Source organism: Prescottella sp. GW823-FHT02E09, from assembly GCF_058797375.1.
On sequence record NZ_JBXAJP010000002.1, the window covers coordinates 386057 to 400728 of the forward strand.

A 14672-nucleotide genomic window follows, 5' to 3' on the forward strand; every position below is an offset into this window, starting at 1 on the left:
GTGGTGAATGAGCATTCACCACCGAGTGAACACCCATTCACCACCTCGAGGCAAATCGCGTCCCGCCCCCAGGGAGGTCGACCGGACGGTTCAACGACGCGCGAACTCGCCGGCGTCCGCCCACCGCTGCCGCTCCCCGGCGAAGGCCACCGCCTGACTCGCCCGGAATGCCTCGATCGAGTCGGAGTGGGCGGCGAGAAAGGCCTCGTGTTCGGCGAGCGAGAAGCTGCCGTCACCGATCTCGATGCCACCGCCGCGTCCCGCCGCGAGGTCGGCCCGCAGGTCGAGCAGTTCCTCGGGTTCGACCGGGTACCAGGAGATCCGGTCGAAGAACCGGAGCAGCCACGGCGTCCCGTCCTCGAACGGGCCGGACCGTTGCGGATGCCGGTGGTTCCACACCTGGGTGGTGCGGCCCACGAACTGGTAGCCGCCCGGCCCCTCCATGCCGTAGATGCACAGGTAGGCGCCGCCGATACCGACCGCGTTCTCCGGAGTCCACGTACGCGCCGGGTTGTACTTGGTGGTGACCAGCCGGTGTCGCGGATCGAGTGGCGTCGCGACGGGGGCGCCGAGGTAGACGTCACCGAGGCCGAGGACCATGTAGTCGGCGCCGAACACGGTGTCGAAGACGTCGTTCACCGACTCGAGTCCGTTCATCCGGCGGATGAACTCGATGTTCCACGGGCACCACGGCGCGTCGGACCGGACGCCGTGCATGTACCGCGCGATCGCCTCCCGGGTGGCCGGGTCGTCCCACGACAGCGGCATCCGCACCGTCCGGCTCGGTACCACCAGTTCGTTCGCGGCCGGGATCGCGTCCTCGGCCTCGGAAAGCAGGCCGAGCAGCGTCGAGACGGGCAGGACGTCGGGGTCGACCCGGACCTGCAGCGACCGGATCCCGGGCGTCAGGTCGAGCAGTCCGGCCGTCCGATCCGACGCGAGGTGCTGGTGCAGCGCGTGCACCCGGGCCCGCAGCGCGAGATCGAGGGTCATGTCGCCGTACTCGACGAGGACGTTGTCGTCTCCGGAGCGCCGGTAGGTGACCGCGGTGTCGCCGTCCCGGCGGGCGATCACCCCGTCGTCGCCGTCCCGTCCCCCGGACAGCACGGCGGGCAGCGACGCCCGACGCCCCGGCCCCAGATGACGCCGGGACGCCGCGTGCTCCGCGCGCACCGGCACGAACCGCACCGTGTTGCCCGGCGCGAGCTGGCCCAACTTCCACCGGTCCGCGGCGACGACCGTGACCGGGCAGACGAATCCGCCGAGGCTGGGCCCGTCCGGACCGAGGAGGATCGGGGTGTCCCCGGTGAAGTCCAGCGCGCCCACCGAGTACGCGTTGTCGTGGATGTTCGACGGGTGCAGACCGGCCTCGCCGCCGTCCGGCCGAGCCCAGTCGGGCTGCGGGCCGATCAGTCGCACGCCGGTCCGGTCGGAGTTGAAGTGCACCTCGTAATCGGTCCGGTACAGAGTGTCGATGTCGGCGCGAGTGAAGAATTCGGGTGCGCCGTGCGGCCCCTCCGTCACGGCGATCTCCCAGCGCTGCGACAGCGCCGGCACCGCATCGGAAGGAACCGGGTTCGGCAGCGCCGTAGGGGCCTCGCCCAGCGCCAGGGTGTCCCCCTCCCGCAGGGTGCGGCCCTCGAGTCCGCCGAACCGTCCGAGTGTGAACGTCGCTGCGCTGCCGAGGAACTCCGGGACGTCGAGCCCGCCCGCGACGAGGACGTAGATACGCAGGCCCGGGCCGGAGACGGCACCGACGTCGAGCACTCCCCCGGCCGGCACCGTGACGGGCCGCCACTGCGGGACCACCACGCCGTCGACCGTCACCCGGGTGGCCGCACCGGTCACGCACACCCGCGTGGGCTCGTCGAAACGCAGCGCGGGGCCCGCCATCACCGCCTCGAATCCCGCGATCCCCTCCGGGTTTCCGAGGGCGACATTGCCGAGACGGAACGACAGGTCGTCCATCGGACCCGACGGCGGCACCCCGATCTGCCAGTAGCCGACGCGACCCGGATAGTCCTGGACGGTGGTGCCCATGCCGGGACGGAGCACCGTGCACTTGGCGGTCATCGCAGCACCTCCAGCGGCCGGGTGACGATCATCCGGACTGCGGTGGGGTCGAAACCGTTGCAGGGGTTGTTGATCTGAGGGCAGTTCGACACCAGCACCAGCGCGTCGACGTCGGCGCGCAGCGCCAGCCGTCGGCCCGGCGCCGACAGCCCGTCGACGATGCCGAGTGCGCCGTCCGGATCCACCGGCACATTCATGAAGAAGTTGATGTTCGAGACCAGGTCCCGTTTGCCGAGTCCCCGGTGTGCTCCCTCGATCAGGAAGTTCTCGACGCACGCGTGCTGGTGCTTGGTGTGATGGCCGTACCGCAGCGTGTTCGACTCCTGCGAACAGGCTCCGCCGACGGTGTCGTGGTTTCCCACCTCGTCGGCCACGATCGTCACGAGTGCGCCGCCGTCGTCGGCCCGCAGCACGCTGCCGGTGGTGAGGAACAGGTTGCGCTGCGCGGCGACGGTCGCCGCCGCCGAGTACCGGCGGGAGTGGTCGTCGGCGGCGTAGACGAGGGTGTCGACGGCCTGGTTGCCGTGCAGATCCACGATGGTGAGCACGTCGTCGGCCGCGATCACCGCAGACCAGGGTCCGCGGGCCTCGACCGTCTCGTCGAGGACGACCTCTCCGGGAACGAGGGCCAGGGTGTGGGCATCGGGAGCGAGGGTCGTCATCGCGCGTCCTTTCCGGAATGCAGTGCGGTCCAGGCGTCCTCGGTGTTGAGGACGGCCCGGCGGTACTCGGGGTCGTCGTTCGGGAGGGCATCGAGGTCGTGGGGCGCCGACCACGCGAGAACCTCGAGCGCGGTGGTGGAGAACTCGGGATCGGGGTCGAGCGGGTGCGCGGTGTCGGCGATCAGCACGATCAGCGGAAGATGCAGCAGCAGTTCCACGTACGCCCCGGCGCCGGCGGTGCCGGTGCTCGTCAGCCTGCCGTCGGGTTCGACGCGGACGCCGTGGAAGAACGACAGCGACGGCGGCAGGTCCCGGGGCCCGAGTCCGTGTTTCGCGGCGGCGAGGGTCAGCAACTCCCGGCCCGCCGGCGACGGCGAGTGCACCGACCCGGACCCGTACTTCGCGGTGTTCCCGGCGCGACTGGTGGTGCCGCACAGCGCGTCGTGCCGACCGGAAGTGTCCGCGACGACGGTCGCCAGCACCCGTCCCGCGTCGGACAGCAACGGGTGCCCGACGCCGAGGTAGGCCTGCCACGGCACCTTGACCGTGTCGGCGACGTTGAGCCGCTCCCAGGGCGCGTCGGCCCGATACAGCAGAACGGTGGCGCAGGCCGCGCCGTCGATGTCGCGCAGGCGGATCCGGGTGCCTCGCGCAAGCACCTTGGATGTGTAGCACCCGCCGGGCACCGTCTCGGCCCAGGTGAGGCGGTCGGCGGAGACACCGTGCGGCGGAGTGGGCCAGGACGACGCCGGCAGGATCGGCATCGACCCGGTGACGGTTCCGGCCTGGGACCGGGCATGGGCCCGGGCAGCAGCGGTGGTCGCGGTGCCGCCCGGAAGATCGGTGCTGGTGGTCACGTCGGACTCCAATCGTGAGGGGCGGCGCCGGGGAACGGAATGCGGTTCGGCCCGGCGGCGGCGCCGTCAGTTCCTGTCGACCGACAGTTTTCAGCCCGAAATGACGCCCCCGATTTCGCAGATGTTGCGAACGTGGGTCCGGACGGACCGTTCCGGTTGCGACCCGGTGTCATCGATGACGGGGGTGTGTCCACGCGCTCACACGCGCTGGTCACGGGCGCGGCAGCACTCGATTGCCTGCCGTCGCTGCCAGAATGGAGACATGACGACGACTGGTGCCGGCCGGCCGAGACTGTCGACGCGCAAGCGGCCGGGGGCGACCGCACGCGAGGAGATCCTCGACGCGGCGGCGGAACTGTTCACCACGCGTGGCTTCACGGGAACGTCGACGCGGATGATCGCCGACGCCGTCGGGATCCGGCAGGCCTCGATGTACCACCATTTCGCCACCAAGGACGACATCCTCGCGGCCCTCCTGCTCGGAACCGTCGCGGCGCCCGTCGCGTGCGCCGAACAGTTGCGCCGGGACTGCGACGATCCCGTCGTCGGTATGTACGCCCTCGCGCTCTTCGATGCCGGCCAACTCGTCGCGTCTCGGTGGAATCTGGGCGCGCTGTACCTGCTGCCCGAGGTGACGACGGAGCGGTTCGCCGAGTTCCGTGGACTGCGAGCGGACCTGATGGCGCGGTACACCGCGTTCGCCCACGACGCCCGCGCGGCGATCGGCGGCCCCGCATGCGATTCCGTCCCCCTCGAACTGCCGTTCCGCCTCGTCGAGGCGACGATCAGCTCTCGTTCGGACGCCACGGTCCACGACTCCACGTCACCGCTCACCCCAGACACGGTCGCCGACGCCGCCCTACGGGTGCTGGGCTGGACGGGACCGACGGCCGTGATCGCGACGCGGGCTGCGGCCCTCCTCGAACGGATCGGTTCGAGCTGATTGCCGAGAGTTGTCCACAGCCCGGCACCGACGCTGCACGCACCCGTCGGCGCCTCCGCTACAGTGACACCGAAACCATTGACTGGGGGGTCGACATGGACGGATTCACGGCTGCGCCGGACGAGATTCGGGCTTACGGGGACGTCGCGGCGGAGACAGCCGCACACATCGGAGCGGCCGGCGCATTCGACGCCGCCGCCAACATCGCGGCACTGACGCCGGTCTTCGGCGTGATCGGCGCCGATTTCCTCGCGACGTTCGCCACGACGCAGGTGACACACGCGAGATCGGTTGCAGCCCTGGCGAACGTGTATGCGGGCACGAGTTCGGTCGCGCACACCATCGCCGAGGCCTACGACGCCACCGATCGGTCCACCGGCGCCGTCCTCGGCGCTGCACGAGACACTCTGGGGGAGAACGCATGACGGCCTCGGATCCCACGGCGCCGGGGGGCGACCAGCCGACGGTTCTGGATCTGCTGCAGGCGTCACCGGTCGCACCGGTACTCGACATGCCGGTCCCTCGCACCCCGATGGAGGCCCTCGCCGCGTCGCCGCTCGGGCCCCTGTTGGACACGCCGTTCACCGACATCGCGGCCGGCGCACTACCGCCGCTTCCCGCTCTGCCGCCGCTACCCACACTGCCGCCACTGCCGGGTCTGGACCAACTGCTGCAACCCATCTCCGAACTCGCCGGCGCGTTCGGCACCGGGGCGGTCGGCGGTTTCGATCCGACGGCGCTGCTGCAGCAGACGTCGTCGACCATCGACACCGCACTGTCGGTGGGGCTGTCGGCACTGAAGACCCTCGATCAGGTGTGGGAGGGCCAGGCCGCGGCCGCCGCCCAGTCACAGGGGCAACAGGCCCAGCTCGCCGGTGAACAGCTCAGCCTGCGCGGAAACGAGATCGCCGCCGTCACTCGGGAAGCCACGGGATCGGTGGCCCGCGGCAACGCGAAGCTCGTCGCCGTCGTCGAATCGTTCGTCGCGACCGCCGCGGCCGCTGCGCCGGTGGCACTCACGCCGCCGGGGCAGACCATGCTCATCGCGGCCGCTGCCGATCATCTCCAGCGAGCGTTGACGGTGGTCGCCGAGACCCGGGCCGAACTCGCCGGCCATCAGTCGGCGATGGCGGCGCTGGGAGCCGAGATCCCGGTTCCGGCAGCGCCTACGCCCGCGGCCGGTCTCATACCCGGAGGCGGTCCGTCACCGATCGCGATCGCCGGCTCACTTCTCGAATCCGTCGGAAAGCCCCTCGTCGGGAACATCACTCGACAGTTCGGTGATTCCGGCGCGGCGCCCACCCTCGCCGCGGGAGTCACCGGGGACCTCGTGTCCACCGCAGCGCCGGCGACGACGTCCCTGGCGACGGGCGGCGGCGGAGGTTCCGGTGGCTCGCTCGGTTCGGCCGCATCCGGATTCTTCGGCGGCGTCGGAAGCGGCAGCGCGGCGGCCGCCGGCTCTGCGGGGCGCGGTCCCTCCGCTGCGCCGTCGGTGGTCGGCACGTCCGGCGCCGGACCGGCCGGTGCGACCGCAACGGCGCCGCCGACCGCCACCGCCGGAACGGGCGGCTTCGCACCCGGTGCAATGGCACCCGGGGCATCCGGGGCCTCCGGTGCTCGCGGCGGCTACGACGACTCCGTCGATCGCGACACACCGGGCTACCTCGTCGATGTCGCACGGAGCAGCGACGTCGTCGGCGACCTGCCGATGGTGGCCCCGGCGGTCATCGGGGGCATCGACCCCGACGACCTGGGGGCCGACGAGTTCGGCGCGCGCTGACCGTCGTTCGCGCGCTCGGTCGGTCCTCAGATCAGGCCGAGCGCGCGAACCGCGTCCCGTTCCTGTTCGAGTTCCGCGACGGACCGGACGATCCGCGCGCGTGAGAAGTCCTCGATCTCCAGGTCCGGGACGATGGTGAACTCACCGTCCGCGCACGTCACCGGGAACGAACTGATCAGCCCCTCCGGGACACCGTAGGCGCCGTCCGAGCACACCGCCATCGAGACCCAGTCGCCGTCGGCGGTTCCGCGAACCCAGTCCCGCACGTGATCGATCGCCGCGCTCGCGGCACTCGCCGCGGACGACGACCCACGGGCCTGGATGATGGCCGTGCCCCGCTGCTGCACGGTGGGAACGAACTCGCTTTCGATCCAGGCCCGATCCGACACCGCGTCCTCGGCGGACTTGTTGCCCACGACGGCGTGGAACAGGTCCGGGTACTGCGTGGCCGAGTGGTTTCCCCAGATGGTCATCCGGCGAATACTGGCGGCCGGCTCACCGGTCTTGTGTGCGAGCTGCGCGATGGCCCGGTTGTGGTCGAGTCGGGTGAGGGCCGAGAACCGGGTTCGCGGCACTCCGGGTGCATTGTTCATCGCGATCAGCGCGTTGGTGTTCGCGGGATTGCCCACCACCAGCACCTTGACGTCGTCGGACGCGCGGGCCTCGATGGCCCGGCCCTGAGCGGTGAAGATCGCGCCGTTCGCCGACAACAGGTCCGCGCGCTCCATGCCCTGGGTGCGGGGTCGCGCCCCGACCAGCATCGCGATGTCGGAACCCTCGAAGCCGACGAGCGGGTCGTCAGTGATCTCGATGCCGTCGAGCAGCGGGAACGCGCCGTCCTCGAGTTCCATCGCGACGCCCTCCGCGGATCTGACCGCCGCGGGAATTTCCAGCAACCTCAACCGGATCGGGGTCTCGGGACCGAGCATGTCGCCGGCCGCGATCCGAAACAGCAGACCGTACGCGATCTGCCCCGAGGCCCCGGTGACCGTGACAGTGACCGGTGCGTTACCGACAGGTGCAGTGCTCATGCCGTCTCCTCGCGTCGTCGTCGACACTTCCCACGGTAGCCACGAATCCGACAGCGGGAGAGGGAGATCGATCACACCATGCGGCGACCGGCCTGTGGAGAGGATCACACCTGGACGAGCTTGGCGAGCTCGCTGCGGTGGCTCAGCGCCAGCTTCTCGCATGCCCGGTAGATGTGCCCTTCGACGGTGCGCACCGACAGCACCAACCGGCCGGCAATGTCCTTGTTCGACAACCCCCGACCGACCAGAACCGCGATTTCACGTTCGCGATCGGTAAGCGGCAGCGGGCGGGCCGCCTTCGCGAGGGCGGGCGTGGTCGCCCCGTCGCACCGCGACGACAGCCAGTGCGCCTTCGCCGCCGCCGACAGCTCACCCCGGCGGTTGTTCGACCGCGAGTACGCGGTGGCCGCCTGCGCGTACATGTCCGCCGCCGCGATCAGGGCGCCGACGCGCTCGAACTCTGCCGCGAGCCCGTCGAGTGCGGGTCCGTCCGCCTTCGCCAGCGCGCGCGCTCGCGCGGCCGCCACCTTCGCGAACGGCCCGTCCACCACCGACATCAGTTCGGTGAGCCGCGCGACGGTGGAGTAGTCGCCGAACGTCGTGGCGACGTCGAGCGCGATCGCCTCCACCGCGAACTGCCCGGACTGCGCCGCCAGCTCCGCGCCTCGGCGCGCCGCATGGACCGCGGCCGACACCTCCCCCGCCGCTCCCGCGACCCACGCCCGGGCGATGTCGATGAGCGGGTCGAAGAAGGCCAGCTCGGGCCCGGAGTGGCGTTCCGCGATCGCGAGCGCCGCGGCGGCGTCGTCGGGGCGGCCCTGCGCTGCCCGCACCTGGCACAAGCTCACGGCCGCGAGCAGCATCCATTCCGATCGTGTCTCGCGGTCGAGCACCGCGAGGGCCTCCGTCAGGTGCTCGGCGGCATCGTTGAGCCGGCCGCTGGTCAATTCCACGACGCCGGACGCCACGTCGGCCAGCGCGGCACTGTTCGGCTGTCCGGCCGCCAGATCGCGGTACCGGGCGGCGGTCTGCTTCGCAGCCGACAACCGTCCGACGAGCGTGAGAGCCTGGACCTCGAAGTAGCCGATATGGAATCGCAGCAGGCCGTCACCGTGCGAGATCGCCTCCCATGCGGACGAGGCCAGCGCGCCCACCTCGAAGCCGCGGCCCGACACCGTCAGTGCCGCGACACCGGCGAACACGGCGCTCGCACGTGCCCACGGGTGGGCCTCCGGCGCCGCCCCCACCTGCCGGGCCAGCGCGATCGCCTCTCCGGGCCGACGGTCGTACAGATGCAGGACCGCGTCCAGTGCCACCACCGACACCGCAAGCATGGGGTCGGTGATCCGGCCACGCTCGCGCTCGAACAACGCGACCGCCTCCTGCGGCCGGCCGGCCTCCAGATACAGGCTCGCGACACGAGTCAGCAGCCAGCGGGCCACGTCGTACTCGCTCAGCACGTCCGGGTCGACGGCCGCGAACACTTCCTCGGCGTCGTCGCCCTGGCCCTGCCACATCAGGGCTCGGCCCAGCGCGAACGACGCGTCGAAGCCGGCTCCGCGCCGGACCGCGGCACCCGCGAGACGCGCACCCAGTTCGAGACTGGCCATCGCGATCGCATCCTCCGCGCCGCGCACCAGCAGGTCCGGGTCCGGGTCCATCCCGGACTCCATCGCCAACTCGGCGATACGCATCGAGGTCACCATGCCCGGGTCGGGCGACGCGCGCAGCACCTCGACGAGTCGCCGCTTGATGCGCTGCGCGGCGAGGACTCCGGCGCGATCGCGGATCACCTCGCCGAACAGCGGATGGGCCAGCCGCACGACGTGGGCGTTTCCCACGTCACGAATCCGCACCAGGTCCAGGCGTTCGGCCTCCTCGATCGACCGTCGGCTCACCAGTTCGCTGAGCACTTCGAGTTCGAGTGGCTCGCAGAACGCGAGGTAGTCGACCACGTCCAGTGCGTCGCGCGGCGTCCGCGCGAAGCGCGATTCGAGCAGCGACGCGAGAGCCGCGGACACCCCGGGCCGTCCCCGCAACTGCCACACACCTCCCGATTTGCGGAGCGTGCCACCGTCGAGCGCACCCTCCACGAGATGCCGCAGGAACAGCGGATTGCCCTCCGATGCCTCCCAGATCTCGTCCGCGCTGAACCGTTCGACCGGGGCGCCTAGAACCGCGTGGAGTTCCGCGTCCATCTCCTGCCGCGTGAACGGCGGCACCACGAACGGGGTGAGCAACCCGTCCTTCCACAGCGCCTCGATCGCCCCGGGCACCGGGGCACCGCTGCGGACGGTGACCACCAACCGGGCGTCGTGGCCGACCGCCAACTGGTGGACCAGCCCCGCCGAGAACTCGTCGAGCAGGTGTGCGTCGTCCACCCCGATGATGCCCACCCCGCTGTCGGGAGCCGAGCCGTCCTCGGCGAGCAGATCACGCACCGCGCGCAGCGCGACGACCGGGTCGCGGGACGTGGTGCGGGCCAGGTGCGGCGCGAAAGCCCCGAGGGGAATGGTCTGGGTGGACTCGGTGCCGACGATCCAGCGGGCGTCGCCGGTGAGTGAACCGACCAGCTCACGCGCCATCGTCGTCTTGCCCACACCGGCGGTACCGACCAGCACCACTCCGCACGTCGTCCCGTTGCGGAGCAGTTCCTCTGCGCCCTCGAAAACCGCCGTGCGATCGAGGACGGGCCAGAGTCCGACCATGCTTCGAACGATAATCCTGTCGGACGGCGCAGCGAAGCGAACGACCGAACCCGCAACCAGGGAGTTACCGCCCGGTCAGTCCGTGTCCGTTCGCGGGCGTCAGCTCGACAGAGCCGCAACTTCCTGGTCGGTGAGCACGGTCTGCGGCACCCGCCCGGCATCACGGACCAATGCGACCGCCCGGTACAGCGGCCGCTCCTCCAGGCCGGCTCCCCGGGCCTCCGCCCGCAGCTGCTCGATGAGCAGCGACGCGGCGGCGGCCGCCGGCGCCAGTTCGCTCGCGGACAGCGCGTCGGCGAGCTTGCGCAACCCGAGCACCTCGAGTTCCCGTCCACCGTCCCCGGAGTAGAGCGCGAGCGGCACCGTCTGGGTGGCCCGGCCGTCCCCGATCCGCACTGCGACCTGGCTGATTCGCCCGGCCCGCACCACGAATTCGACGCTGACCGCGTCGCTGACCTCGATCCGCCGGTGCCGCAACCCGTTCGATGCATGGATCATGGTGCCGCCCAGCCATATTCGGCGGCGCGTCGCCAGGAGCGCGGACAGCGCGGTCGGCAGGCCGATCACCGCACCGACCGCGACCGCGACCGCCGGCGCAGCGAAGAACGCCACCACGGCGCCCACCACGACCCCGATCACGATCGAGACCACGGCGATCCTGCGCATACGCGGCGCCAGCATCGACGCCGAAATCAGGTCGAGAGAGAACTCCTCCCCGCCCGCCGGATCAGGCGTCGGCAAGAATCGAACCGATCTGCGCGACAACACCTTCCAGCGGAACCGAGGTCTGGTCGCCGGTGGCCAGGTTCTTGACACCGATCGTGCCGGCCGCGAGGTCCTCGTCGCCGAGCACCAGCGCGAACCGCGCACCCGAACGGTCGGCTGCCTTCATCGAACCCTTGATCCCCCGGTCGCCGTACACCATGTCGACGCGGACCCCGGCCGTCCGCAGGTCGCGCGCGATCGTGACCATCCGTGCCTTCGCGGCGTCGCCGATCGGCACCCCGAACACCTCGCAGCGGGCCGGGTTGCCGGCCGTCTTCCCCTCGGCCGCGAGCGCCAGGACCGTGCGGTCCACGCCGAGGCCGAAGCCGATACCGGACAACGGCTGCCCGCCGAGCTGTTCCATGAGGCCGTCGTAGCGGCCGCCGCCGCCGATGCCGGACTGCGCGCCGAGACCGTCGTGGACGAACTCGAACGTGGTCTTGGTGTAGTAGTCGAGGCCGCGCACCATCCGCGGATTCACGACGTAGGGCACACCGAGCGCATCGAGGTGCGCGAGCACCTGATCGAAATGCGCCTTCGCACTCTCCGAGAGGTGATCGAGCATCAGCGGGGCGTCCGCCGTCATCTCGCGGACCTCCTTGCGCTTGTCGTCGAGCACGCGCAGCGGGTTGATCTCGGCGCGGCGACGGGTCTCCTCGTCCAGCGGCAACGCGAACAGGAACTCCTGCAACCGTTCCCGGTACTGCGGGCGGCACGTCTCGTCACCGAGCGAGGTGATCTCGAGGCGGAAACCCTCGAGGCCGAGGCTGCGGAACCCGGCGTCGGCGATCGCGATGACCTCGGCGTCGAGCGCCGGATCGTCCACGCCGATCGCCTCGACACCCACCTGCTGCAGCTGACGGTAGCGACCCGCCTGGGGGCGCTCGTAACGGAAGAACGGGCCGGCGTAGCTGAGTTTGACCGGCAACTGGCCACGATCGAGGCCGTGCTCGATCACCGCGCGCATCACGCCGGCGGTGCCCTCCGGCCGGAGCGTCACCGAGCGGTCGCCACGGTCGGCGAACGTGTACATCTCCTTCGACACGACGTCGGTGGACTCACCGACGCCACGGGCGAACAGACCCGTGTCCTCGAAGATCGGCAACTCGATGTGTCCGTAGCCGGCCAGCCTCGCCGCACGGGTCAGCCCGTCGCGCACGGCGACGAACTCCGCGGACTGCGGTGGGACATAGTCGGGAATACCCTTGGGGGCCGAGAAGGTGCTGGACTTACTCACGATGCTTACTTTTCCTTACTGGGAGGCGGTCAGTCCAACGAGGAACGGGTTCGCGGCACGCTCCTGGCCGATCGAGCTCGATCCGCCGTGGCCGGGCAGGATCGCGGTGGTGTCGTCGAGCACGAGTAACTTGCGCGCGATCGAGCGCAGCAACTGGTCGTGGTTGCCACCGGGAAGGTCGCTGCGACCGATCGAACCCTGGAACAGCGTGTCGCCGGTGAGCGCGACCTGCAGCGGTCCGTCGTCGGTCGACAGTTCGGTCCGGAAAACCACCGAACCCTGCGTGTGGCCCGGCGTGTGGTCGACCACGAAGTCGATCCCGGCGACGGAGATCTCGTCGCCGTCGGCCAGCTCGATCACCTCGCCGGGTTCACGGAACTCCACCCCGGCGATGAACTGGTTCATCGTGGGTCCGATCCCGCGCGAGGGATCGCTGAGCATGTATCGGTCCTCGGGGTGGATGTACGCCGGGATGCCGTACCGCTCGCAGACCGGCTGCACCGACCACGTGTGATCGAGGTGGCCGTGCGTCAACAGCACCGCCCGCGGCTCGAGCTCCGACTGGGCCAGGAACTGCGCCAACGGTTCGGCCGCGTCCTGGCCGGGATCGACGACGACGCAGTCCGTCGAATCGTCCTGCGCGAGGATGTAACAGTTGGTCTGGAACATCCCGGCCGGGAATCCGGTGACGAGCACGGCGGCAGCTCCTAAAGTACGGGTCGATTACAGGGTCCAATCCGGACCGCATACAGCCTAGGCTGTCGTCGCGCCGGGATCTTCTCAGGTTGCAATGGCAGACTCGCCCGAAGCCCTCGGGCGGCGTCGGTCGCCACGAGAAATTCTGGAACGAACCGAACGAGACGTACGGGAGGACTACCGCAGTGCCGAGCAATCAGCAGCGCCGGGAAGCAGCGAAGAGAAAGCTGGAACGCCAGCTCGAACGGCGCGCCGAACGCGCACGAAAGCGCAAGCAGATGACGATCGCCGGCTCCATCGTCGGTGTCGTCGTCCTGGTCGCGGTCGGAGCCGTCGTGGTGACGCTGAGCGGCAAGGACGACGACAAGTCCGCCGAGAACACCGCGGCCTCCGAGACACAGACCGCCGGCGCGCTGCCGGCCGGCCGCGCCGAGGCACTCCCGAATCTCGTGAACTGCGCCTACACGCCCGACGGCAGCGCGGCGTCCAAGCCCAACACACCGCCGCGTACCGAGGGCATCGACACCACCGTCGCGACCGTCAGCGCCAGCATGGAGACCTCGCAGGGCAACGTCGGACTGACGCTGAACAACGCCGAATCTCCCTGCACGGTCAACAATTTCGTCAGCCTCGCCGCACAGGGCTACTTCGACGCGACCAGCTGCCACCGGCTCACCACCGGCGACAGCCTGCAGGTCCTGCAGTGCGGCGATCCCACCGGGACCGGAACCGGTGGGCCCGGCTACGGCTTCGCCAACGAGTTCCCGACCGACCAGTACGCCGAGGGTGATCCCGCGCTGAGCACGCCCGCGACGTACCCCCGCGGCACCCTCGCGATGGCACACAGCAGCATGCCGAACAGCAACGGCAGCCAGTTCTTCATGGTCTACGGCGATTCCCAACTGCCGCCCGACTACACCGTGTTCGGCACCATCGACGAGACCGGTCTCGCCACGCTCGACAAGGTTGCCGCGGCCGGGAACGACTCGTCCAACCAGCCCGGTGACGGCAAGCCGAACCTGCCCGTCGAGATCACGAGTGTGAGACTGGACTGATGAAGCGCACAGCATTTGCCGCCGTCGGACTGGGCGCCGCACTCGTCCTGACCGGGTGCTCCTCCGACAACGACAGTTCCACCGACTCATCCACGAGCGAATCGAGCGCCTGGACGACGCCGGCCGCGCCGTCGATCGACATGTCCCGCTACGCGGCCCTGCCCGCCGCCGCAGCGCCTGCGGGGCCGACCGTCGACTGCAGCTACTCCCCGACCGGCTCCGCCGCGAAGGACGTGACGGCTCCGAACGGCACCGGCGTGTCGACCGAGGGCACCGTCCCGGTCGCCCTCACGACCGATGCCGGACCCATCGGACTCACCCTCGACCGCGCCAAGGCCCCCTGCACGGTCAACAGCTTCGTCAGCCTGACCGAGCAGGCGTACTTCGACGGGACCCCCTGCCATCGCATCTCCACCGTCCCCGGTCTGGGCATGCTGCAGTGCGGCGACCCGTCCGGGCGCGGCAGCGGCGGCCCTGGCTACCAGTACGCGAACGAGTACCCGACCAACCAGTTCGCAGCGAACGATCCCGCCCTCGGCAGCCCGGTCGTGTACCCCCGCGGCACGCTCGCGATGGCCAACGCCGGTCCCGACACCAACGGCAGTCAGTTCTTCCTGGTCTTCGAGGACTCGCTGCTCCAGCCGAACTACACGGTGGTCGGCACCATCTCGGACGAGGGACTCGCGACCCTGGACAAGATCGCCGCGGCCGGCGTCAAGGGTTCCACAGGCCCCGGCGACGGCGCCCCGGCCGACGCGGTCACCATCGAGACCGCCAAGGTCGGCTGACACGCCACCCGCTCGAACCTGAAGGGGCCGTTCGTCCGCTCACAGCGCTCGAACGGCCCCTTCAGGTCGTTCCGGAG

13 protein-coding genes are annotated in these 14672 nt (G+C 70.3%); 5 read left to right on the plus strand and 8 right to left on the minus strand.

The features are described 5' to 3' along the window. Positions 1-90: 90 nt before the first annotated feature. Genes AC1RIF_RS05940 through AC1RIF_RS05950 form a run of 3 tightly spaced genes read right to left on the minus strand, consistent with a single transcriptional unit; the run spans position 91 to position 3592 of the window. Positions 91-2073 (minus strand): 5-oxoprolinase/urea amidolyase family protein, encoded by a 1983-nt coding sequence (locus AC1RIF_RS05940; RefSeq protein WP_492600449.1) that lies wholly within the window; start codon positions 2071-2073, stop codon positions 91-93. Continuing rightward, positions 2070-2735 carry an urea amidolyase associated protein UAAP2 gene (locus AC1RIF_RS05945; protein WP_492600450.1) on the minus strand — a complete coding sequence of 222 codons (666 nt, stop codon included), beginning with the start codon at positions 2733-2735 and terminating at the stop codon, positions 2070-2072. Before AC1RIF_RS05945 ends, AC1RIF_RS05940 begins: the two co-directional genes overlap by 4 nt. Then, a complete protein-coding gene (locus AC1RIF_RS05950; RefSeq protein ID WP_492600451.1) occupies positions 2732-3592 on the minus strand; it encodes an urea amidolyase associated protein UAAP1 in 861 nt (286 codons plus the stop codon). The genes AC1RIF_RS05945 and AC1RIF_RS05950 overlap by 4 nt, the downstream gene beginning before the upstream one ends. A 262-nt stretch (positions 3593-3854) precedes the next feature. Here AC1RIF_RS05950 and AC1RIF_RS05955 point away from each other — a divergent pair, with 262 nt between their 5' ends. The 3 genes from AC1RIF_RS05955 to AC1RIF_RS05965 all read left to right on the plus strand — a co-directional run bounded on the left by AC1RIF_RS05955 (position 3855) and on the right by AC1RIF_RS05965 (position 6315). Beyond that, a complete protein-coding gene (locus AC1RIF_RS05955; protein ID WP_492600452.1) occupies positions 3855-4535 on the plus strand; it encodes a TetR/AcrR family transcriptional regulator in 681 nt (226 codons plus the stop codon). A 95-nt stretch (positions 4536-4630) separates the two neighbouring features. Then, positions 4631-4960, plus strand: coding sequence for a type VII secretion target (locus AC1RIF_RS05960; protein WP_492600453.1), 330 nt, complete (start codon positions 4631-4633; stop codon positions 4958-4960). Beyond that, complete coding sequence (locus tag AC1RIF_RS05965) at positions 4957-6315, plus strand: hypothetical protein (protein ID WP_492600454.1); 1359 nt, start codon at positions 4957-4959, stop codon at positions 6313-6315. The genes AC1RIF_RS05960 and AC1RIF_RS05965 overlap by 4 nt, the downstream gene beginning before the upstream one ends. Positions 6316-6341: 26 nt before the next feature. Here the strand turns inward: AC1RIF_RS05965 and AC1RIF_RS05970 are convergent, their stop codons facing one another. From AC1RIF_RS05970 to AC1RIF_RS05990, 5 genes are all read right to left on the minus strand, one after another. Continuing rightward, complete coding sequence (locus tag AC1RIF_RS05970; RefSeq protein ID WP_492600455.1) at positions 6342-7346, minus strand: malate dehydrogenase; 1005 nt, start codon at positions 7344-7346, stop codon at positions 6342-6344. 104 nt (positions 7347-7450) lie between these two features. After that, complete coding sequence (locus AC1RIF_RS05975; RefSeq protein WP_492600456.1) at positions 7451-10054, minus strand: helix-turn-helix transcriptional regulator; 2604 nt, start codon at positions 10052-10054, stop codon at positions 7451-7453. Positions 10055-10153: 99 nt separating this feature from the next. Continuing rightward, positions 10154-10735: a hypothetical protein gene (locus AC1RIF_RS05980; RefSeq protein ID WP_492600784.1), complete on the minus strand. Its 582-nt coding sequence runs from the start codon at positions 10733-10735 to the stop codon at positions 10154-10156. Between the two features lie 46 nt (positions 10736-10781). Then, complete coding sequence (hisS, locus tag AC1RIF_RS05985; protein ID WP_492600457.1) at positions 10782-12056, minus strand: histidine--tRNA ligase; 1275 nt, start codon at positions 12054-12056, stop codon at positions 10782-10784. Positions 12057-12071: 15 nt separating this feature from the next. Then, positions 12072-12752, minus strand: a complete 681-nt coding sequence (locus AC1RIF_RS05990) for an MBL fold metallo-hydrolase (RefSeq protein WP_492600458.1) — start codon at positions 12750-12752, stop codon at positions 12072-12074. 185 nt (positions 12753-12937) lie between these two features. Here AC1RIF_RS05990 and AC1RIF_RS05995 point away from each other — a divergent pair, with 185 nt between their 5' ends. Both AC1RIF_RS05995 and AC1RIF_RS06000 read left to right on the plus strand, forming a co-directional pair. Beyond that, positions 12938-13807 (plus strand): peptidylprolyl isomerase, encoded by an 870-nt coding sequence (locus AC1RIF_RS05995; RefSeq protein WP_492600459.1) that lies wholly within the window; start codon positions 12938-12940, stop codon positions 13805-13807. Further along, positions 13807-14595, plus strand: coding sequence for a peptidylprolyl isomerase (locus AC1RIF_RS06000; RefSeq protein WP_492600460.1), 789 nt, complete (start codon positions 13807-13809; stop codon positions 14593-14595). Before AC1RIF_RS05995 ends, AC1RIF_RS06000 begins: the two co-directional genes overlap by 1 nt. Positions 14596-14672: the final 77 nt, after the last annotated feature.

Bases quoted from the DNA above. Each gene is read 5' to 3' on its own strand.
- AC1RIF_RS05940 (WP_492600449.1), bottom strand. From the start codon at position 2,073: ATGACCGCCAAGTGCACGGTGCTCCGTCCCGGCATGGGCACCACCGTC.
- AC1RIF_RS05945 (WP_492600450.1), bottom strand. From the start codon at position 2,735: ATGACGACCCTCGCTCCCGATGCCCACACCCTGGCCCTCGTTCCCGGA.
- AC1RIF_RS05955 (WP_492600452.1), top strand. From the start codon at position 3,855: ATGACGACGACTGGTGCCGGCCGGCCGAGACTGTCGACGCGCAAGCGG.
- AC1RIF_RS05960 (WP_492600453.1), top strand. From the start codon at position 4,631: ATGGACGGATTCACGGCTGCGCCGGACGAGATTCGGGCTTACGGGGAC.
- AC1RIF_RS05965 (WP_492600454.1), top strand. From the start codon at position 4,957: ATGACGGCCTCGGATCCCACGGCGCCGGGGGGCGACCAGCCGACGGTT.
- AC1RIF_RS05970 (WP_492600455.1), bottom strand. From the start codon at position 7,346: ATGAGCACTGCACCTGTCGGTAACGCACCGGTCACTGTCACGGTCACC.
- AC1RIF_RS05975 (WP_492600456.1), bottom strand. From the start codon at position 10,054: ATGGTCGGACTCTGGCCCGTCCTCGATCGCACGGCGGTTTTCGAGGGC.
- AC1RIF_RS05980 (WP_492600784.1), bottom strand. From the start codon at position 10,735: ATGCTGGCGCCGCGTATGCGCAGGATCGCCGTGGTCTCGATCGTGATC.
- AC1RIF_RS06000 (WP_492600460.1), top strand. From the start codon at position 13,807: ATGAAGCGCACAGCATTTGCCGCCGTCGGACTGGGCGCCGCACTCGTC.